The sequence below is a fragment of the Paenibacillus sp. FSL P4-0338 genome (assembly GCF_038002365.1).
Lineage (GTDB): Bacteria > Bacillota > Bacilli > Paenibacillales > Paenibacillaceae > Paenibacillus_AQ.
Genome location: NZ_JBBOCG010000001.1, coordinates 1,318,041 through 1,338,844 on the forward strand (window position 1 = coordinate 1,318,041; position 20,804 = coordinate 1,338,844).

The following is a 20,804-nucleotide window of genomic DNA, read 5'->3' on the forward strand; positions in this document are numbered from 1 at the left end:
GCATCGTGAACAAGCTGCGATATACAGGTACAAGACTCGGATTACTGTTAGGTTCAATGATTGTAAGCGGGGCTGTGCTTCTGGGCGCCATGACAACGGCTACAGCGGCATCCGTGACTCCTGAGACACCGTTTACACCAAGTACAGTTGTGAAGAAAAATAATCTGCCCGGCGGTTTTGTCTATCTGGATGAGGTTATTCCCTCGGCGCAATATGAGATCCGTTATTATAGTGAGAATAATTTTACCGGCACCAGAGTGGACGGATATAAGGCACCGCTCGCGATCTTCACGAAGACTGCCGCTGCTGCACTGAAGAAGGTTAGCGAAGATCTGGAGCAGAAGGGTTATATCCTGAGAATCTATGACGCATACCGTCCGCAGCAAGCCGTCAATCACTTCGTGCGCTGGTCGCAGGATGCTTCCGATCTGAAGATGAAGCCACAGTATTATCCGAAGCTGGACAAGCGCAATCTGTTCAAGCTGGGCTTCATCGCCAAGAAATCGGGGCATTCCCGGGGCAGCACGATCGACTTGACCCTGGCCCAGAAGAGTACAGGCAAGCTGGTGGATATGGGCAGCCCTTATGATTTTTTCGGTGAAATCTCTTACTATAATACGACGCTCATCAGCAGCACCCAGCATGAGAGCCGCAAGATTCTGAAGGATGCGATGACGAAGCAGGGCTTCAAGCCGTACGCCAAGGAATGGTGGCATTTCACCCTGATTAAGGAACCTTATCCGAAGCAATATTTCAACTTCAAGGTGGAGTAGGGCTGTTCCAAAGCTGTACAGAACGGTTAATGAATAATGTAAGGTTAATCTCTGAAGCATGCGTGCATAATATTCTAATACAGGAGAGGTGGGATCGATTTGTTCAAAAGAATCGTAACCGTATTCCTTAGTGTAATGTTATTTGCAGCAGGAGCAGGTGTATTGACCAGTCCTAACGTTAGTGCCGCCGGAAGCTTGAGGATTATCGTGAACGGGCAGGAATTGCAGCTAGGCGGGGGGGCATCGGCCTATACCGACGGAACGGACATTATGCTCCCGCTGCGGGAGACGGCCCAAGCCCTCAAGTATAAGGTCACCTTCAGTGGTGCTACCGGGACGTTCCTGCTGGAACGGTTCCAGGAGAGCGTTCAGTTCAGACTCTCCGGTAAGGAGCTTGTGCTCGACGGCAAGAACAAAGTACCTTTTACAGGCGGCTTTGAATTAAAACAAAAAAAGGCGTACGCGCCGCTGTCTTTTTTTGCAGCAATCGGGTTAGTCACTTCCTATAATCCGGAAACAGACCAGGTTGACGTATACGCACCGGAGGTAATGGCTGGTGCCGTAGCGGGTCTGCTTGTAACCGGTAACTATCCGGCGCTGAAGGAGCGGTATTACGCCAAGGATGCAGAACCCGCTGTTCTTCCGGTGCTCCAGCAGAGCTGGGAAGGGATGAATACGCCGGCGGGCAGCTACCTCGGAGTGAAATCGACCACCAGCACACAGCAGGATGGAGTAATGATGATTGTGAGCGTATTGTCCTTCACCAAAGCGGAGGCCGTACTGACTCTGGAACTGGGCGCTTCAGGTAAGCTCACCAAGCTGACTCTAACGCCGGTTCAGGCAGCCAATGAAGTATTGGCCAGCCCGGCCCAACCCTAGATTCGTATAAGACATAACTTCACTCCCAAGGGAGAATTCCACGGCTTAAGCATAGCTGCAGGAATTCTCCCTTTATATTTCTGTTGACAGAATGCCGGAAAGAGAGTAATTTTAAATTCGAATTAAACAATGTTTAAATCGTTGATTAGATCAATGATTAAGATTCTGTGACAGAGGAGGGCGGCAATCTTCATTATGGCCAAACCGGACGGTAAGACGGATTCAACGGACAAAGATACGAAGCAGATTATTCTGGATGCCACCGTGGACTTAATCCGTGAGGGGGGATTCCGCTGCATCACCCTGCGCAGTATTGCAGCGAGGGCAGAGACCAATCTGGCGCTGGTGAACTACTACTACGGCTCCAAGGAGAAGCTGTTCGGCGATGCGGTGAAGCAGCTTATGGCGACTTTTGACGATGCCTTTAAGGTCCTGGAGGATACATCTTTGCCGCCAAAAGAGCGCCTGAAGCTGTTCTTCACGCGGTACATTGTCAATCTCAACCGCTATCCCGGTATGGCCCGGCAGATGCTTGACCAGCGGCATCATATCATGGGCTCCCACGATGAATATGCGAAATATTCCAAGCTGATGCGGATTGAGCGGATTCTGGACGCACTTGGGGAGATTACCGGAGAACAGGACCGCGATAAGCTCATGATGATGAATTTGCAGATCTACGGGGCGATTGTCTTCCCGGTAATTATGGTGAGCAGTTTCCCGAAGGAGCGTGAGGATCTTCAGGAGATCTTCAGGCTGGCCCCGCTGGAGGAGCAGATTGACGGGTTGTTTGAGCTTTATTTTCACAAGTATAACTAATCATGAATAGAGAGAAGAGTGGACAAGAGAATGTCAAAACCTATGAATCCAAGTAGCACCGCAGCAGCAGAGGCGCCGTTCTCTCTGAGAGCTATACTGCCATCCTTGCTGGCGATTATTGTCGGGATGATCATGGTTATTCTGGACAGCACCGCGGTCAATGTTGCCGTTCCGAATCTGGTGCAATATTTCGATACGGATCTGAAGACTGTTCAATGGGCGATCACCGGCTATACACTTGCGCTCGCTGCTGTAATTCCGCTGGCCGGCTATATGACGGACCGGTTCGGGTCCAAGCAGGTATTCCTAACGACCATTGCCATGTTCGTCTTTGGCTCTGTATTATGCTCTGTAGCTCAGACTTCGGGGCAGCTGGTTCTATTCCGCGTCATTCAAGGTCTTGGCGGCGGCATGGTCGCTCCAATCGGGATGGCGATGGTCTTCAGGCTCGCTCCGGCAGAGCGCAGAGGCTCTATCATGGGAATGCTCGGTATTCCAATGCTGCTGGCTCCGGCCCTGGGGCCGATTCTTTCGGGCTGGCTGGTGGAGTATGTAAGCTGGCACTGGATTTTCCTGATTAACCTGCCAATCGGTATTGTAGGTATTATTCTGGGCCTTAAATATTTGCCGGTGACCGAGAAAAAGGGAAGAGCTCACCTCGATATCCTCGGAATCATTCTGGCTCCGCTCGCCTTCTCGATGCTGGCTTATGGCGTCAATCAGGGCGGCGGGGAGAGCTGGACTTCAACCGGGGCTATCGTAGGCTTGTCGGTTGGCGGAGCCGCGTTGATCGTCTTTGTCATTGTTGAACTGCTGCAAAAGCATCCGCTGCTGGAGCTGCGCGTCTTCCGTTCCTCGGACTTCACGCGCGGGATTATTCTGTCCTGGGTCACACAGGCGGCATTGTTCGGCTCCATGCTGTTCGTTCCGCTGTATCTTCAGCAGATCCGCAATTACACGCCGCTCGAGACGGGTCTGATCCTGCTTCCCCAGGCGCTGGCTTCCGGAGTAGGGATGCCGCTGGGCGGCCGCTTGTTTGACAAAATCGGTGCACGTCCGCTGGTATTCGTAGGTCTCAGCATTATATCGACGGCCCTGTTCCTGCTCTCTGGAGTTACAGTAGACACCAGTCTTCCTATTATTATGCTGTGTCTGGTGATGATGGGCCTCGGTATGGGTCTGTCGATGATGCCGGTCAACACCCATGTTCTGAACTCTGCGCCGCGTGAATGGGTGAACCGGGTTACCCCGCTTACCGCCGCTGCCCAGCAGGTTGTGGTATCGTTCGCTGTTGCCGGTATGACCGGGTACCTGACCAGCCAGATTACCGTGCATATGGATAAAATGACCGCCGGAAGTAATCCGCTTGCCGCTGCCGTACAGGGCTTCGGGGATGTCTTCTTCCTCTCGGGCTGCATCGCCGTAGCCGGAGTGGTGCTCAGTCTGATTCTGCGCCGTCCAAAGACAGCAGGCGCTGCACCTTCTCCTGAAGAACAGCAGACGGATGCCGCCATGATGATGGGGCATTAACCGGTTGTAGCTGCTATGTAAGATAATCGTTATAGACTAACAAAGAACGTCCCTGACTGCCGGTTGGCAGGGGGGCGTTTTTTTGGTTTTTGGATGATCTGGTGGGGCATGAGCTATAGAGGTCCGTGGGTTCGAGCCGGATGTATATGGGAAACTGAATACAATGGGCGGGTGCGAGGGTGCATGGGAGGACGCTGGACCAGTTGAAGTCTGGGGAGCAAAATGAAGAGCACTAATGCACCTGAATATGCTCGATGTGGGCAAAAAGAGCAAATGAGGTGCACTAATACCCCTGAATACGCGAGATGCTGGCTAAAGGAGCAAAATGAGGAGCACTAGTGCACCTGAGTATGCTAGATGCGGGCTAAAGTGGAAAATGAGGTGCACTAATGCACCTCAATCGTCTGTTGCTTCAATAAATAAGCGGTTGGCTAAGGCTGGCACATACATTTGCTAAGCTATAAGTGCGCCCGCCGCTTCTTCAGCAGCCTTGCCGGAGGAACCATATGCAGCTTGCCCAGCAGCTCGGAGGCCAGAATCCCCAGCAGGACAAGAGCGGCACCAGTATAGCCCTGAAGCGAGAGTTGTTCGTGCACGAACAAGTAGCCGAAGAAGGCAGCGAATACCGGCTCAAGTGCGAAGATCAGACCGGTGCGGGTCGGTGTAGTGTACTTCTGGGCAACCGGCTGCAGGATGAACCCGCAGGCACTGCAAAAGATCCCCAGAGCCAGAATAGCGATCCAGCCCGGAAGGGTGGACGGCAGCGAAGGCGTCTCGAAGATAGCGGATAGAATCAGAGCATAGCCCCCGGCGAAGCCGAGCTGCAGAATGCCGATATTCAGCGAGTCGCAGGTCTTAACCGCCCGGCCCGTCACTAGAATCTGCACCGCATAGAATACTGCGGACAGAATACAGAGGAGATCACCGGGCTGGACTTGCAGCGATCCGTTCAGCGTAAGCAGCCCGATGCCGCTGATGGCGAGCACGGTGCCGAAGATCTGCGGGGGCGCGACTTTTTTGCGGAAGACCAGAACCTCCAGCATCGGAACGAACACAACGGTCAGAGCGACCAGGAAACCGGCATTAGAGGTCGTAGTGGTCTTCAGTCCGAAGGTGATGCAGGTGAATACGCCAAGCAGCAGGAAGCCGAGCAAGGCTCCGTATTTCAAGGTTCGGGCATCCATACTGCGCAGCCGTTTGCGGAAGAGCAGCCCCGCCAGGATGAACGCAAGCCCGAAGCGCAGTGCGATCAGATTGAATTCTCCCAGTGTACCCAATCCCAGCTTCATGAACAGGTAGGAGGAGCCCCAGAATAGTGTTACTACAATGAGCATTAGCTCGGCCTTAAGCGGCTTCATTCAGTCATCATCCTTCTTTATTTCAAGTGAATATAGTATAATACGCATGAATACATAAGGTAACTGAATGTTTATCATAGGATACATGAGAAATTATCATGTTAAGTGAGGGGGCTGGACATGAGTCTGATTAAGTACGAAGTGTTCCTGAAAGTGGTGGAGCTGGGCAGTCTAACGCGGGCCGCAGATGCGCTGGGCTTCACCCAATCCGGAATCAGCCACACGCTGAGCAGCCTGGAGCACGAGTTCGGCTTTCCGCTGCTGGTGCGCAGCCGGTCGGGGGTAAAGCTGACGGTGAACGGGGAGCAGGTGATGCAGCCGATCCGGGAGATTCTGAACTGGAATGAGCAGCTTAAGCAGCAGGTAGCGGATATTCATGGTCTGGAGACGGGGACGATTACCATAGGAACCTTCACGAGTGTCTCTGTCCATTGGCTGCCGGACATCATTAAGGAGTTCCGCCGGGAATTTCCTTACATAGAGTTCAAGCTGATGGAGGGCGGGTATCTGGAGATTGAGCAGTGGATCGAGGCTGGGGTGGTCGATTGCGGATTCCTATCATTGCCGACAAGGGAGCGGTTCGAAGTCATTCCGCTAAAGCAGGACCGGATGCTGGCGATTCTCCCGCTCAGCCATCCGCTGAGCAAGTCCCCTTATATGCCGCTGGCTCAGATCGCCTACGAGGACTTCATCATTCCGAAGCCCGGTTCGGACTATGACGTACAGCGGGTGCTGGAGAAGGCGGGCATCAAGCCGAACATCAAGTTCTCAGCCGGTGACGATTACGCCATTATTGCCATGGTGGAAAAAGGTCTGGGCATCAGCATCCTCCCGGAGCTGGTCACCAGGTTCCAGTATGAGCGTGTTGCCATGCTTGAGTTGGAGGAGCGGAGCTTTCGTTCCCTGGGCATCGCGGTCAACTCGATGAAATATGCTTCACCTGCCACGCGGCGGTTCTTACAGCATGTGCAGCACTGGTCGTCCGGCCAAGGCGTAATTTGAATGTTAAAAAAGCGCAAAAAGGCATGTTTTCAAAATTGAAAACATGCCTTTTTGCCAATGGTCATCCGCTTAATTTGCGCCCTTCATTGTCGAGAAACAACAGCTCGTAGTATTTTTTGGGCCGCCCCTTACTGTTGTCCCTTTTTTCAAATACCGTTTGTACTTGTTTACTTTCCTCAATTTTGTTAAGAATTCGGTTGGCACCTTTGACGGTCATGGACAGGCACTGTGCAACATCCTCAGAGGATAGCTTATTGGTTCGCATGATTGCTGCATAGGATATGATTTTCTGTAAATTGATGTTGTTGATTCCGATCCTTTTGGCTAAGGCGATGATTTCCGGGTCCCCCTGTTCAGAGAACTGGATGACATTCATGCTCCGCATGGGGCCGGCAACCTTCTGATTCTCGTCTATGAAAAAGCTGGAACTGCCCGTATAGGCTTCGGCCTGTCTGTGAGCCTTGGTGGCGTTAACGTTCGCTTGAAAATATTCATGCCCCGAGCCCCACCCGATCTTCACCTTGCCCTGTATACGCTCCTCCAGATACTCCAGCAGGCTACAGTTATGCGCGTTAGAGGTGATTCTCATGAAATTGCCGTAGGTGGTGTACAGTCTGACATAGCCTTCTGAGATTTGGGCCGTGTCTGCCAGATTTACGCTGCGCAAAAAATTGCCGACCAGGACTTTCAGCTCATGAAGCTCCTCTTCGGAGGAGTGCTGCTCATTTTGGACCGATAAACATGCGACCACTGCCCTCTGGTTCTTAAGCTTGAGGATGGTAATTTCGTTAATAATCTCGCTGATGGTCTCTTTAACGTTCTCCAAAGTTGGCCGGATTAAGATATATTTGACGCCGTGCTTTTGGAGTTCTGGAACAAAGTGACCGAAGGCTGTAATGGACAGGTCTATTTTCTTAGCTTCCCACAGCGTGATATGGTTCTCCAGCATGATCTCCACACGCTCCAGCAAATTTCCGCTGCTAACGGGCTTTCCTTCATGAGTCAGATATTGCTGGAATTCGCTGAAAGAATCGATGACATACGCATAATCCACATAGACTCGGGAGATATCAAGCTCAGGTTCTGTAACCAGCAGCCGGAAAAGCTCTCTGTACAGCAGATTCTCATCATCATGCAAAATGTGAACAGGTACCTTATCGTCAAGGCATTCCTTGTCTATGGCCTCGTAAAGCATCCTCCCGCTGATCACAAATCCATCCACCGAATCCAGGTTTTTGAGATAAATGTCCGTTGTTTCGCGGAAGTTGCTGATGGTAAGGAAGCGGAACTGGCACAGGGGCCGCATTTCTTCTTCAATGGCGCGGAAGTAATCCATATGGGACTCTGGCGTGATAATACCCAGCTTGATTTTCATAATTGATTCCTTTCATGAACAGTTCAATCAAAAGAGTTATATCACAATAAATGTGATATTACAATGTTCCGGCGGCCTACTGAAATAATGTTCTTAAAATGTCTAAAAGTATCTTGACAGTGGATGAATTTATAAGTACGATAAACATGTTCTCAAAAAGTCTTAAAATACAAAGGAGGAATGCCTACACTGTTCTTACGTTCATTTAATTTATGCTTTGGGAGATGTTCATTGTGAGTGTAGAAGCTGAAGACTTAATGAGTATGGCTCATCAGCTGCAGGACAAAATGGTCATGTACAGGCATCATCTTCATGCGATTCCTGAGCTTGATCTAAGTTTGCCTAAGACAACTGCATACGTAAAAGAGGCATTGGAGTCGATGGGTCTTAAGCCCACTCCCATAGGAGAATCAGGACTAACAGTTACCATTGGCGGACAGCATGAAGGGAAGGTGGTTCTGATCCGTGCGGATATGGACGCTTTGCCCATTCCAGAGGAAACGGAGCTCTCTTACGCGTCGTTGAATGGAAATATGCATGCCTGTGGGCATGACATGCACACTTCCATGCTGCTGGGGGCGGCGGAGATTCTGAAGGCGAGCGAAGAGCAGCTTCGCGGGACAGTTAAGCTTATGTTCCAGCCGGGTGAAGAGACGCTGCACGGAGCACAGATGATGCTGGAGAATGGGATTCTGGACAATCCCAAGGTGGATGCAGCCATGATGCTCCATGTGTTGACCGGAATGCCGCTTCCTATCGGACAATTTGTTGTGCCTGAGGAAGGGGGAGCGATCTCTGCTTCTTCGGATTGGTTCGAAATCATCATCCGCGGAAGGGGCTCACATGGAGCGATGCCCGAGGCCGCAGTGGACCCCTTAAATGTGGCTGCTCATCTTCATCTGGCGCTGCAGGGTATCCTCAGCCGGGAAATATCGCCGATTGAACATGCAGTGCTTACCATCGGCGTGATGGAAGGCGGCACTACGAACAACGTGATTCCCGATACGGCCAGATTGAAAGGCAGTGTGCGCACATTTAACACCGCATTGCGGGATAAAATGGAGACCCGTATCCGTGAAATTACCGCAGGGATCGGAGAAACTTTTCAGGCAAAGATGGAAGTGATTTATACACGTGGTTGTCCTGAAGTGAGAACGGATGGCGGGCTTAATGAGCAAATGAGGGCTTCGATTGCAAATACCTTCGGCGATGACTCCTATATTGGTATAACTGAGCTGATACCCGGCGGTAAATTAATGGGCTCGGAAGATTTCGCCTTTGTCTCACAGGCAGTGCCAAGTACCACGGTGTTTCTTAACGCAGGCAATATGCAAGATGGTTATAGTTATCCTGTACACCATCCAAAGACGATGTTCTCGGATGAGGTGCTTCATAGAGGGGCTGCGGCTTACGCAGCTTTTGCCAGAGACTGGCTTGAAAGTAACAGATAAGCTCTAAACCAAACTTAGGAGGAATTACAATGACAGAGAGACGTATGATTGGACCCACCAAATTCGAAGAGTACTCGGAGAAATACAAGGAATTCCTGTTAATGACCCGCCGTGACGGAATCATTGAAGTGCGTCTGCACACCGATGGAGGCTCGTACACGCACAATTGGGAAGCTCATACCGCCTGGTCTCATGCCTGGTCAGATATTGGCCGTGACCCTGAGAACGAAGTCATGATTATTACGGGAACTGGGGATAAATGGTTGATCGGCGACCCAGAGGTCTGGAATACGAAATTCATGGACTGGCCGAAGCAAAAGAAGCTCGAACAGTATCATGAATCACTGAGACTGCTTGAAAATCTGATCTTCTGCATCGACATTCCGACGATCGGGGTGGTCAACGGGCCGGGAACGCACTGTGAACTCGCAACACTCTGTGATATTACCATTTGTACGGAAGACGCTGACTTTTTCGATCCGCATTATCTGGGAGGCACGCCTCCAGGAGATGGAATGCTGCTGACACTGCAGAACATGATCGGTTTCAAAAAAGCTGCCTACTACGCCTACACCGGCAAGAATATCAATGGTCAGACCGCCTTGGACCTGGGTATCGTCAGTGAAGTTCTGCCCCGTGAAAAGCTTCTTCCGCGCGCATGGGAGCTTGCGGAGATGATCATGCAGGCACCGCGTTCAACGAGACATCTGTCTCACTCCATCATCTCCCGTCCATGGAAGCAGGCCCTGGTCGCCGATCAAGGATTCCAGCTGGCCCACCAGATGTACGACATGGCCATAGATGAAGAAGGAGCGCTGGAGCGGCTGAAGAAAATGCAAGGACGCCTGATGGGCAACGATGTTCAATAGAGAGATGACTGGACCTACTAGACTCGAAGAATACTCTGAGAAGTACAAGGACTTATTCCTCATGACCCGCCGTGACGGTATTCTCGAAGTGCGGTTGCACACTCACGGGGGACCTTTACAATTCGACTGGCCGGTCCAAGCCGCATATGGTCAGATATGGTCAGATATTGGCCGTGATCCTGAGAATGAAGTCATGATTCTCACAGGGACAGGAGAGTTGTGGCAGACCGGCAATCCTGAAGTCTGGACCACCAAATTCATGGATTGGCCGAATCGCCGGAAGCTAGAGATGTATCATGAATCACTTAGAATGATTGAAAATATGGTTCATTGCCTGGACATCCCCACGATTGGGGCGATCAATGGCACAGGCGCACACTGGCAATTGGGAACGCTTTGTGATATTACCCTTTGTACGGAAGCCACAGCGTTCTTCGATGCCCATTATCTGGGCGGTGTACCGCCCGGAGATGGAATCGTTCTGGCACTTCAAAGGATTGTGGGAACCAAGAAAGCGGCATACTATGCATACACGGGCTTGAACATTAATGCTCAAGAGGCATTAGATCTCGGTATGGTTAGCGAGGTGCTGCCTCATGATCAACTTCTTCCACGGGCATGGCAGCTGGCAGAAATGATCATGCAGGCACCCCGCTCTACGAGACATCTTACTCATTCGATTGTGTCACACCCGTGGAAACAAGCTTTTGCAGAGGATCAGGGTCTTCAGCTTACCCACCAATTGGTTGACATGGCTATGGATGAAGAGGGGATTCATGAGCGGTTGATGAAGCTTAAGGAACGTTTTCAGAGTAATGACAACTGAGAAGGGATAAGGGTGCTATGAGATCGTTGACTGAGCTATATAAGATTGGCAGCGGACCGTCAAGCTCCCATACCATGGGGCCGGAGAAAGCGGCCAGAATCTTCAAATCGGAAAATGAAGACGCAGACCAGTTCAAAGCGTTGATCTATGGTTCCCTTGCCAAAACAGGCAAAGGCCATATGACGGACAAGGCTATTCTTCGGGCATTGTCACCCGCTTCAGCGGAGGTTGAATTTGTTCCACAGCCTGACTTTGTTCTGCACCATCCCAATACGATGGACTTGTTCGCTTACAAAGACGGTCAGCAAACCAATTCCATGCGTGTTGTCAGCATCGGCGGCGGGGATATCGTGATTGAGGGACGGGAGGAGACGCTTGGATCTGGAGTCTACCCGGAGAACAGCTTTGCCGAGATCAGTACCTTTTGTAAAGCGAAGCATATCCGCCTAAGCGATTATGTTGAGCAGCGTGAAGGCCCGCAGATCTGGGAGTTCCTCCAAGGCATCTGGGAAGCGATGAAGCGGTCGATCGACGAGGGGTTATCTGTCACAGGGATTCTGGAAGGCGGGCTTAATGTTGAGCGCAAGGCGCAATATTTATATCATCAGGGGCATGTGGATGAGAGCCCGGAGACGCGGGAGAACCGGATCGTCAGCGCGTACGCTTTTGCCGTCAACGAACAGAATGCGGCCGCTGGTACAGTCGTAACGGCTCCAACCTGCGGGGCCTGCGGTGTTGTACCCGCCTCGCTCCGTTATATGCAGGAGAAGATGGAGGTCCCGGACGAACAGATCCTCCGGGCACTGGCTGTCGGCGGGCTTATTGGTAATCTGGTGAAGCAGAACGCCTCCATCAGCGGCGCTCAGTGCGGCTGCCAGGCGGAGGTGGGTACGGCTTGCTCTATGGCAGCGGCTGCACTGGCTGAACTGTCCGGTATGGAAATCGACCAGATTGAGTATGCGGCGGAGGTAGCCATGGAGCACCACCTGGGGTTAACGTGTGATCCGATTAACGGACTGGTGCAGATCCCTTGCATTGAGCGGAACGCTGTCGGCGCGATGCGGGCGATCAATGCGCTTAGCCTGGCTAAGTTCTTGTCGGGTACCCGTAAAATATCCTTTGATCTGGTTGTTCAGACGATGTATGAGACAGGCCTCGATATGAACAGCAGGTACCGCGAAACTTCTGAAGGCGGGCTTGCTAAGTTCTACAACATGGGCAGTTAAATGAAAATGATACCGCAGTAGATGAAGGATTAATTCCAAGCTTGTGAATAAGACAAGGAACGTCCCTTGCTGCCGGTTGGCAGAGGGGACATTTTTTTCGTTTGGCGGGAGATCTGTAGGGCGGACCTCACTGTAAGGCAAGAAGGGATTTGACTAAAGTGCAGCATGAATGAGAAAATGTATGCGTGTACATCGAGTAGTCTATTCAGTGAGGAGGCACCAAATGAAACAGCTGCGCATTGGAATGATAGGTTATAAATTCATGGGCAAGGCCCACAGCAACGCTTACCGCAGTCTGCCCATGTTCTTCCCGAAGGCCGTCAAGCCGCAAATGTCGGTCATCTGCGGACGCAATGAGGAGGCTGTACAAGAAGCGGCGGCACAGCTTGGCTGGTCGGAGAGCGTGACCGACTGGAAAGACCTGATCGCACGCAGCGATATTGATCTGGTCGATATTAATGCGCCAAGCAATGCCCATAAAGAGATTGCCCTGGCGGCTGCGGCTGCAGGCAAGCATATCTTCTGCGAGAAGCCGCTGGCCCTGAATCTGGAGGATTCCCGCGAGATGCTGGAGGCTGCCGAAAAGGCTGGAATAGCGCATATGATTGGCTTCAACTACCGTTTCTCCCCAGCGGTACGGCTGGCGAAGCGGCTGATTGAGAGCGGCCGGCTGGGCACCATCTATCACTTCCGCGCGTGGTTCCTGCAAGACTGGATTCTCGATCCGGAATTCCCGCTGGTCTGGCGGCTCCAGAAGGAGGTTGCCGGTTCGGGATCGCATGGTGATCTCGGGGCGCATCTGATTGATCTGGCTCATTTCCTGGTCGGAGATGTAGAGGAGGTTATCGGCATGAGCGAGACCTTCGTCAAGGAGCGGCCTCTGGCAACGGAGATGACGGGGCTGAGTGCCAAGGCTGGCAAGGATGCGCCGCGCGGTCCGGTAACCGTGGATGATGCAACATTGTTCCTGGCCCGCTTTGCGAACGGCGCACTGGGCAGCTTCGAGGCAACGCGGTTTGCCGCCGGACACCGTTCGACTAACTCCTTCGAGATCAATGGCAGCCTCGGCAGTGTGAAGTTTGATTTTGAACGGATGAATGAGCTGGAGGTCTACCTGACCACGGATGACGAGGATGTGCAGGGCTTCCGCCGGGTACTAGCCACCGATCCGTCCCATGATTATGCCGAGGCCTGGTGGCCGCCGGGCCATACCATCGGATTCGAGCATACCTTCATCCATGAGATGCTGGAGCTGTCGAATGCCATTGAGGAAGGGCGCCAGCCGGAGCCTAACTTCAACGACGGCGTGAAATGCCAAGCAGTGCTGGAAGCGGTCGAGCGTTCGATTGAGCAGCGGCGCTGGGTTACGATATCTGAGATGTAAGCTGAAGACAGAGAAACACCGCCGGGGGATAGTGGCCGGCGGTGTTTTTTGGGCTTGAAACGCCCGCTTACTCCTGCTTCCGTGCCTGGGAAGGGGTTAGACCCTTGTACTGCTTGTACAGCTTAGTGAAGTAATTCGGATTGTCACAGCCGACCCGGCCTGAGATCTCGGTAATCGTCAGGTCCGTCTCCAGCAGCAGCCGCTGTGCCTCATCCATTCTGCAGAAATTCACATAATCGATGAACGTCCGCCCGGTGAGCTTCTTGAAGGTTTTGCAGAAATGAAAAGGGTTCAGATTCACGAACCTGGCAGCGGCCTCAATCGACATCTTCTGATCTGCGTGGTTCTCCAGGTATTCCAGCAGCGGCTTGAAGCGCTCCCGGTGGATCGAATGGCGTTCGCTGTGCTCCCGCTCGCTGCGTTGCCGGGTCGGGAAGGCCCGGGACATCAGAGTGAAGAACAGGTGCAGCTGATTCTTCACCACGAGCTGAAAAGCCGGCTGCTTGGCCTCCACTTCGGCAATCACCCGCTCCAGCAAATGATAATACGCAGCGCATTCAGGCTGCTGGGCGGCAGGCATAACCGGGAATTGATTCAGATTATTGAGGTACGGAGCTACGAATTGCTCGTGCTGGGAATCCTGGTTCCGGTCTTTGAACAGCGAGGCATGGAACACAATCGAGACATAAGAGAGGTCACCACTGCACAGGCTATAGCCGACATGAAGCCCGCCAGACGGCACCATCAGGACATCCCCCGGCCCGGCTTCATAAGGCTTGCTGTCCACATGAAAAATGGCCTGACCCTCGCGCATAATGATGATTTCGAAATGCTCATGCCAGTGCAGAAACAGGATGTTTTGTTCAGGAGATACCTCCCGGCAGTTGTTGAAGAACAGACGGAACGGATACGTTTTCTCTTCCAGCCTTGGGTATTCCTTAAGTTCCTTCGGATAGGTCATCTTTATTCAACTCCCGCAAGATTCAGCTAGTTTAGCACAAGATAAGTAGAGATTTTGCCCAAAATGAGCGATATACTAGGAATGTTGCATTAACTATAAACCAATATTGGAGTGGCATACAAGATGCAGGATACATTAAGAATCGGAACACTGGTTGGAGGCGGGGATGCGCTCAGAGTCATTCCGCAGATTATTGGACATGGCTTCGAGTCCTTCAGCTTAACCTTTTGGCAAACTACAGGAACTACTGATTTGGCGGAAACAGCGGCACGGGTGCGTGAACTGGCTGCGGAGCATGATTTCACGATTTCTTCAGTCGGCATATTCGGGAATCCGCTTACAGGGACAGGTGACAATTCGGATACGCTTGCCAGCTGGGAACGGCTGATCGACCATGCCCATTTGTTCGGGACGGATCTGGTCTCCGGCTTCACCGGACGTCTGCCCGGCGTATCTATAGATGAGTCGATTCCGAAGTTCACTGAGGTGTTCGGTGAGCTGTCGAAGCGGGCGGCGGAGCGCGGGGTCAAGATTGCTTTTGAGAATTGCTCGATGGACGGGAGCTGGCGGGCAGGGGACTGGAATATTGCGCATAACCCTACTGCCTGGGAGAAAATGTTCAACGCTGTGAATGCCGATAATCTCGGCCTGGAATGGGAGCCCTGCCACCAGATGGTGCAGCTGATTGACCCGATCCCGCAGCTGCGCAAATGGACGGACAAGATCTTCCACGTCCACGGCAAGGACGCAACCATCGCCTGGGATATTATCAAGGAATACGGAATCCACGGGCCTAAGCCGTATGTATGGCACCGGACGCCGGGCTTCGGGGATACGAACTGGACAGATGTGATCTCGATTCTTCGTCAAGCTGGATACAAGGGCACCATTGATATTGAAGGCTGGCATGACCCTGTCTATCGTGATGATCTGGAGATGACCGGTCAGGTCCATGCACTGAATTATCTCAAAACCTGCCGGGGCGGCAGCTTCATCCCTAACCCGGTGTAACTGGAGGAAAGAATGATGACAGCAGGATATCGTGTGGTTGTTGCGGGCTGCGGGGCTATGGCTAATGAGTGGATTACCTATGCACTGAAGCATACTGATGGAATAGAGATTGTAGCGCTCGTGGATATCCGGCGGGAGTCCGCTCAGGCTATGGCAGAGAAGCACGGGCTTACTTGTCCGGTATTTACTGATGTGGAACAGGCGATTGCGGGTACAGCGGCTAATCTGGTATTTGATGTGACGGTGCCGGCCAGCCATTACAATATTGCCAGCAGTGCGCTTGAGGCCGGTTGCCATGTATTCGCAGAGAAGCCGCTGGCGGAGACGATGGAGCAGTGCAATTCGATCGTGAGCATCGCTGAACGTACTGGCAGGAGCCATGCGGTGATGCAAAACCGCCGGTATGATCCGCGCATCCGTTCTTTGCGGGAGCTGATAACTTCAGGGGTTATAGGGCGGACAGGCTCTATCAGCGCTAATTTCTTCCTGGCTCCGCATTTCGGCGGTTTCCGGGATGCGATGGATAGCCCGCTGCTGCTGGATATGGCGATCCACACCTTCGATCAGGCCCGCTATATCAGCGGCGCTGATCCGCTAAGTGTGTATTGCCAGGAGTTCAATCCGCCGGGATCATGGTATGCAGGGAATGCGGCAGCGGTCTGTATTTTTGAAATGTCGGACGGCTCCGTGTTCTGTTATCAGGGCTCCTGGTGTGCGGAAGGGGCTCCTACATCCTGGGAAGCCTCCTGGCGGGTGCAGGGCGAATGGGGCGCTGCCATCTGGGATGGCCGGGATCTGCCCTATGCCGAGGTGATTAGCGCCGGGAGTGAGCACTCCGGCCAGTTCCTCCATGAATTCGAGCGCGTCGAAGCGCCGGAGATACAGATGGAGGAGACCTTCCACCAGGGCTGCCTCGACGAAATGTTCCGTTCGCTGGCCGAAGGCCGTCCGGCCGAGACGGATTGCCGTGATAACCGTTACAGCATGGCCATGGTGCTTGGCGCTCTGGAGAGTGCGCGGACAGGCCGCAAGCTGAGTATTGCCGAATTCATAGAGGGCGCTGAGCTGGCGGGGAGTAAGGCGTAGGGGATTTTAGCAGGGGTTACAACATAGAATGCAAAAAAGCATGGGGAAAACCCCATGCCTTTTCTTTTACCGCCGTCACTGGTCACTAATCTGCTTGCTGGTCTGGTTATTTATCCGTCCCCAGTAACAAGTTCACAACCGTATCCAACTGCTGCTCCAAAGAATAAGGGTCCTCCATGACAAACTCATCATGATAATTATCCCCGTATAAAAATACTTTGCCATTCTTCACGGCAGGTACACTTTTCCATATATCACTTTCCATTGCTTGGTTCGTAATCTCAGCATCGCCGTTATATACAAAGATATAATCCCCTAAATATTCAGGCAGCACCTCAAGGGAGATGGATTCGAACCCCTCTTTCATATGTAAAGCACTTTCTGTCGGTGGCAGCTTCAGCATTTCGTAAATAGTAGAGGAACCATAATTTCCGCCCGTGGCTGCTAACACATATACTGTTTTTTCGGCAAACTGAACGATGGATACCGTCTCCCCTTCCTTAATGACGTTAGATACCTTTGACTTTGCTTCAACAACCTTCTGTTCGTATTCCGCAATCCAATCCTCTGCCTGCTGTTCTTTTCCGAATATCGAGGCTACGCTTCTGAATTTATCAAGCGGTCCGGCTGTTGACAACTCTTCCCAGTACGGCAGAAAAACAGTAGTGCCAATCTTCTCGTATTGGTCAACGTAATCTTCGATGGAACCGATAATGAGGTCTGGCTCCAGCATGGTCAATTTCTCCAGATTCATCGGGAATTCTCCCAGATCTTCGATCTTATCGAGTGTTTCTTGGGGAATCTCCGCCTTGTCCATCCAGCCTTCGTCGAGCATGAACGTCCTTGCCCCGACAGGGACAATGCCCAGTTTCAACAAATGGCCCATGTATTGGTCTGCCGCGACTTTTACCGGCTCTGCGGGTACTTCAATGTCTCCTCTTGGTGTGGTTACGATCCTTGTCTTAGAACTTTCTTGCGAGGCAGCCGGACTTGCCTGATTTACGTTGCTGTTCCCGCTGCTTGAATCCTTCGCTGCTGTGTTGGACCCGTTGGAGCAAGCACTGAGCAGGAGGGAGCCGCAGAGCAGGATAGCAGCCATGGCCACTGATCGGGTTGGTTTAAACATATGTATTTCCCCTTTATCCGTATTGTGATAATGATTATCATTATTAATATACAGATCCGCACTATGTTCAGAAATAGAGGATGTGGGGAAGTTTAATGGACTTTCAGCAACTTTGTGCTGCAGCAGCTTCCTATTTCTATGATGAGCAGGGGCTTCACCCTTTCGCTTTTTATAAATCCTGCTGAAATAATACCCGTCTTTATACCCGACACTTGCCGCAATCTCCCCGACAGAAGCATTAGTTGTCATTAGAAGCTCTGATGCAAGGTCAAGGCGGTAGCGGATTAAGTAATCTATCGGACTGATGCCTGTATGCTCTTTGAATAAGGATGACAGGTGATAAGCACTGAAATTGAACACTTCCGCAAGTGAATCTAAGGTAATAGGTTCCGCATAATTCTCCCGGATATAAGTGATTACCTGCACTGCAACAGAAGTTGTTCTGACCTCGGTCTCATGCTCTTGCAGGCGCAATTCCCTTAACGTCAGATGAACGAACTGGTAAAAAAGTGCTTTTACCTGAAGACGCTCTTCCGGCTGATCCCATTTCTGATACATCTGCTGAATTTTGTTATACAGTAAAAGCGGAGCCTTAGGGCTAAAACAATACTGCACTTGAAAAGGATTCGCTTCATGGAGCAAGGCTTTGTAGTAAATGATATAGTAAATAAATTTATCACTTACCGGTAGGATGCTTAGGGTCGCCCCTTCGCCGCAATGTAAAAGTTGAAATCCTGTACAAGCAAATTTAGCCTGGTCTGCCTGAACTTGTGCGCTCCCTTGTACCGATAGCAAAAATATATTGGCAGGTATGATGAATGGAGGAAGAACTTCGCCTTGCGCTAACTCCTTCTGCCCGATATTCACCAGTGTAATTGCAGCCTGATCCCAAAGTAATAATTGATTGCTGATGTGCATGATGCGTTATTCCCCTCCGTAATCTGTCTACTCCTCATTTTAAATGATAACCATTATCAATGACAGTCTGAATAATACTTACTATATTGAAAGTCACATAACTCCATATCCTTCTCACATCGCTGCATTCCAGATCTGTGTAATGAAGGTTAGAATAAATACCAGATAGTGGATGTAACGAACAAGGGGGAATCGCGATGGATGAGCAGTTGAAAGTTGTGATTGGGAGCGGCGGAAGCCGGCATAACCAGGGGTGGCTGCATACGGAGGAGAGGGAGCTTAATCTTTTGCAAGAAGAACAGTGGGCTATCAGCTTCAAGAAAAGCTCCATACAAGCAATCCTTGCGGAGCATGTCTGGGAGCATCTGACGTACGAGGAGGGGATACAGGCGGCAAGAATCTGCTATTCGTATCTGGCACCTGGCGGGTATATCCGCTGTGCTGTTCCCGACGGTTATTTCCCGGATGAAGCTTATCAGAAGATTGTACAGGTCGGGGGACCAGGGCCCCTGAATCATCCGGCGGCATCCCACCGTATCGTACATAATTACAATACCCTGCGAGGCATGTTTACGGCGGCTGGCTTCGAGGTCAAGTTGTTGGAATATTGCGATGAATCCGGACAGTTTCATTATAACCACTGGGATGAGGGCGAAGGGTTTATTTACCGTTCCAAGCGCTTTGACCACCGCAATACAGAGGGAAAGTTAGGTTTTGTCTCACTAATAGTGGATGCCGTTAAGAGATAACACATAGCATCTCCACCTAACAAAAAGGCTGATCCCCGAAGCAGAATTCGCTACGCTAAGATCAGCCTGTCCTTCATCAATCCTTCCGGGCTAGAAGCCCCGGTACTGCGGTTCTTCCTTTTCCAGCTCGGTTACGCGTCCTTCCACCTGCTGGACAATCTGCTGGGTCTGCTCAGCCGCTTGGGTGAACAGGGTCTTGGCTTCCTCGTTTTGGGTCTCCATGGCGAATTGCTCCAGGCTGGCCTGGGCGCTTTTCAGCGAAGCTACGCAGGTCTTCACTTGTGAGGCGACAGTCATCAGGCGTTTCCTCCTCCATATCATAGAAATGGATCATCATCCACGGATTCTAGTATCTGCATTCCCGCAGCTCATATTCTGGAAAATAACTCCAGCCTCATCAGAGCATAATCAACCGGCACGAAATCTTATGGTTAATTCACCCCTGGTTTGACAAATACTGAAGCTGAATGTCTGACTATACAGAACATGAAATTTCACATTACAGGGGGTTATTCGAATGCCTGAAGCACTGGAGGTTGTCCTGCGGACCTTGTTTGCGGTGGTCGTCTTGTTCTTTCTCACTAAACTTCTGGGGAAGCGGCAGGTTTCGCAGCTGTCGTTCTTTGAGTACATTACAGGCATCACAATAGGCAGTATTGCGGCATATATCTCGCTGGACACGGACAAAACCTGGCATCTGGGCCTAATTGCTCTAGGCGTCTGGGTCGGCTGCTCCCTGCTGATTGAGTTCCTGCAGATCAAGAGTAAGAAAGCCCGCGATTTCATTGACTTCAAATCGACCGTGCTGATCAAGGACGGCAAGATTCTGGAGGACAATATGAAAAAGGAGCGGATCAGCACGGATGAGCTGCTGGAGGAGCTGCGCAAGAAGGATGTCTTCAAATTGGCCGATGTTGAGTTTGCCATTATGGAGTCGGACGGGGCAATTAACGTACTCCAGAAGAAGGAGAATCTGCCCCTGACCGCCAAGGATCTCGGGGTTAAGGTAGCGCCGGAGAAAGAGACACTGGCTGTCATCATGGATGGTGAGATTATGGACGAACCGCTGGACAGCATGAATCTCTCCAGGGCGTGGCTTAAGGATGAGCTGGACAAAATGAACCTGACCGTAAAGGACGTCTTCCTCGGCCAGGTGGATTCCTACGGTGAGCTGACCGTGGATCTGTATGCGGATAATGTGAAGGTGCCGCAGCCGCAGGATAAACCTCAGCTGTATGCGCTGCTGAAGAAATGCGAAGCCGATCTGGAGCTGTTCGGTCTGTCCACCAAGAACAAAGCGGCGAAGCAAATGTACGGAAATTGTTCAGAGCAATTGCAGGAGCTGCTGCAGAAGCTGAAGCCGTTTATCCAGAACTGACAGCAGTTGACCAAGCGGACAACAGGGGAGGTTTTCCATTCGGGCGTTGTAGAGGTATACTATAATCGATTTCATAGGATCTA

The 20,804-nt window shown here is 51.5% G+C and carries 19 protein-coding genes; 14 read left to right on the top strand and 5 right to left on the bottom strand.

Annotation, left to right across the window (positions count from 1 at the left end; translation table 11 throughout):
- The first annotated feature begins 5 nt into the window (after nucleotides 1-5).
- The 4 genes from MKZ07_RS05745 (at nucleotide 6) to MKZ07_RS05760 (ending at nucleotide 4,001) form a co-directional block, all read left to right on the top strand.
- Complete coding sequence (locus MKZ07_RS05745; protein WP_200869195.1) at nucleotides 6-773, top strand: M15 family metallopeptidase; 768 nt, start codon at nucleotides 6-8, stop codon at nucleotides 771-773.
- A gap of 99 nt (nucleotides 774-872) precedes the next feature.
- Nucleotides 873-1,652: a stalk domain-containing protein gene (locus tag MKZ07_RS05750; RefSeq protein ID WP_076153998.1), complete on the top strand. Its 780-nt coding sequence runs from the start codon at nucleotides 873-875 to the stop codon at nucleotides 1,650-1,652.
- Nucleotides 1,653-1,847: 195 nt separating this feature from the next.
- Nucleotides 1,848-2,471 (top strand): TetR/AcrR family transcriptional regulator, encoded by a 624-nt coding sequence (locus MKZ07_RS05755; RefSeq protein WP_036694103.1) that lies wholly within the window; start codon nucleotides 1,848-1,850, stop codon nucleotides 2,469-2,471.
- 42 nt (nucleotides 2,472-2,513) lie between these two features.
- Nucleotides 2,514-4,001: a DHA2 family efflux MFS transporter permease subunit gene (locus tag MKZ07_RS05760; RefSeq protein WP_083677662.1), complete on the top strand. Its 1,488-nt coding sequence runs from the start codon at nucleotides 2,514-2,516 to the stop codon at nucleotides 3,999-4,001.
- Between the two features lie 458 nt (nucleotides 4,002-4,459).
- Here the strand turns inward: MKZ07_RS05760 and MKZ07_RS05765 are convergent, their stop codons facing one another.
- Complete coding sequence (locus tag MKZ07_RS05765) at nucleotides 4,460-5,359, bottom strand: DMT family transporter (protein WP_036694099.1); 900 nt, start codon at nucleotides 5,357-5,359, stop codon at nucleotides 4,460-4,462.
- A gap of 120 nt (nucleotides 5,360-5,479) precedes the next feature.
- On the opposite strand from MKZ07_RS05765, the gene MKZ07_RS05770 reads away from it, so the two are divergent.
- Nucleotides 5,480-6,361 (top strand): LysR family transcriptional regulator, encoded by an 882-nt coding sequence (locus MKZ07_RS05770; protein WP_036694098.1) that lies wholly within the window; start codon nucleotides 5,480-5,482, stop codon nucleotides 6,359-6,361.
- Nucleotides 6,362-6,422: 61 nt separating this feature from the next.
- On the opposite strand, the gene MKZ07_RS05775 is transcribed toward MKZ07_RS05770, so the two are convergent.
- Complete coding sequence (locus MKZ07_RS05775) at nucleotides 6,423-7,736, bottom strand: hypothetical protein (protein ID WP_036694097.1); 1,314 nt, start codon at nucleotides 7,734-7,736, stop codon at nucleotides 6,423-6,425.
- A gap of 224 nt (nucleotides 7,737-7,960) precedes the next feature.
- Between MKZ07_RS05775 and MKZ07_RS05780 the strand changes: the two genes are divergently transcribed.
- From MKZ07_RS05780 to MKZ07_RS05800, 5 genes are all read left to right on the top strand, one after another.
- Complete coding sequence (locus MKZ07_RS05780) at nucleotides 7,961-9,187, top strand: M20 metallopeptidase family protein (protein ID WP_036694248.1); 1,227 nt, start codon at nucleotides 7,961-7,963, stop codon at nucleotides 9,185-9,187.
- Nucleotides 9,188-9,216: 29 nt separating this feature from the next.
- Nucleotides 9,217-10,056, top strand: coding sequence for an enoyl-CoA hydratase/isomerase family protein (locus tag MKZ07_RS05785; RefSeq protein WP_341025035.1), 840 nt, complete (start codon nucleotides 9,217-9,219; stop codon nucleotides 10,054-10,056).
- A 4-nt stretch (nucleotides 10,057-10,060) separates the two neighbouring features.
- Nucleotides 10,061-10,882, top strand: a complete 822-nt coding sequence (locus MKZ07_RS05790; protein WP_235218397.1) for an enoyl-CoA hydratase/isomerase family protein — start codon at nucleotides 10,061-10,063, stop codon at nucleotides 10,880-10,882.
- A 17-nt stretch (nucleotides 10,883-10,899) separates the two neighbouring features.
- Complete coding sequence (locus MKZ07_RS05795) at nucleotides 10,900-12,108, top strand: L-serine ammonia-lyase, iron-sulfur-dependent, subunit alpha (RefSeq protein ID WP_341025036.1); 1,209 nt, start codon at nucleotides 10,900-10,902, stop codon at nucleotides 12,106-12,108.
- A gap of 223 nt (nucleotides 12,109-12,331) precedes the next feature.
- Entirely contained in the window at nucleotides 12,332-13,492 is a 1,161-nt protein-coding gene (locus MKZ07_RS05800; protein WP_341025039.1) for a Gfo/Idh/MocA family protein, read from the top strand.
- Between the two features lie 67 nt (nucleotides 13,493-13,559).
- Here the strand turns inward: MKZ07_RS05800 and MKZ07_RS05805 are convergent, their stop codons facing one another.
- Entirely contained in the window at nucleotides 13,560-14,453 is an 894-nt protein-coding gene (locus tag MKZ07_RS05805) for a helix-turn-helix transcriptional regulator (protein WP_341025042.1), read from the bottom strand.
- Between the two features lie 123 nt (nucleotides 14,454-14,576).
- Here MKZ07_RS05805 and MKZ07_RS05810 point away from each other — a divergent pair, with 123 nt between their 5' ends.
- Nucleotides 14,577-15,464: a sugar phosphate isomerase/epimerase family protein gene (locus tag MKZ07_RS05810; protein ID WP_036694088.1), complete on the top strand. Its 888-nt coding sequence runs from the start codon at nucleotides 14,577-14,579 to the stop codon at nucleotides 15,462-15,464.
- A gap of 15 nt (nucleotides 15,465-15,479) precedes the next feature.
- Nucleotides 15,480-16,550, top strand: a complete 1,071-nt coding sequence (locus MKZ07_RS05815; RefSeq protein WP_076153991.1) for a Gfo/Idh/MocA family protein — start codon at nucleotides 15,480-15,482, stop codon at nucleotides 16,548-16,550.
- Between the two features lie 106 nt (nucleotides 16,551-16,656).
- Here the strand turns inward: MKZ07_RS05815 and MKZ07_RS05820 are convergent, their stop codons facing one another.
- A complete protein-coding gene (locus MKZ07_RS05820; RefSeq protein WP_076153990.1) occupies nucleotides 16,657-18,594 on the bottom strand; it encodes an AraC family transcriptional regulator in 1,938 nt (645 codons plus the stop codon).
- A 197-nt stretch (nucleotides 18,595-18,791) separates the two neighbouring features.
- Between MKZ07_RS05820 and MKZ07_RS05825 the strand changes: the two genes are divergently transcribed.
- A complete protein-coding gene (locus tag MKZ07_RS05825; protein ID WP_341025045.1) occupies nucleotides 18,792-19,343 on the top strand; it encodes an SAM-dependent methyltransferase in 552 nt (183 codons plus the stop codon).
- 90 nt (nucleotides 19,344-19,433) lie between these two features.
- Here the strand turns inward: MKZ07_RS05825 and MKZ07_RS05830 are convergent, their stop codons facing one another.
- On the bottom strand, nucleotides 19,434-19,640 hold the full coding sequence (locus MKZ07_RS05830; RefSeq protein WP_341025047.1) for a DUF1657 domain-containing protein: 207 nt from the start codon (nucleotides 19,638-19,640) through the stop codon (nucleotides 19,434-19,436).
- A gap of 220 nt (nucleotides 19,641-19,860) precedes the next feature.
- Here MKZ07_RS05830 and MKZ07_RS05835 point away from each other — a divergent pair, with 220 nt between their 5' ends.
- The gene (locus tag MKZ07_RS05835) at nucleotides 19,861-20,721 is read left to right on the top strand and encodes a DUF421 domain-containing protein (RefSeq protein ID WP_076153987.1); all 861 of its coding nucleotides are present in this window, start codon (nucleotides 19,861-19,863) and stop codon (nucleotides 20,719-20,721) included.
- Nucleotides 20,722-20,804: the final 83 nt, after the last annotated feature.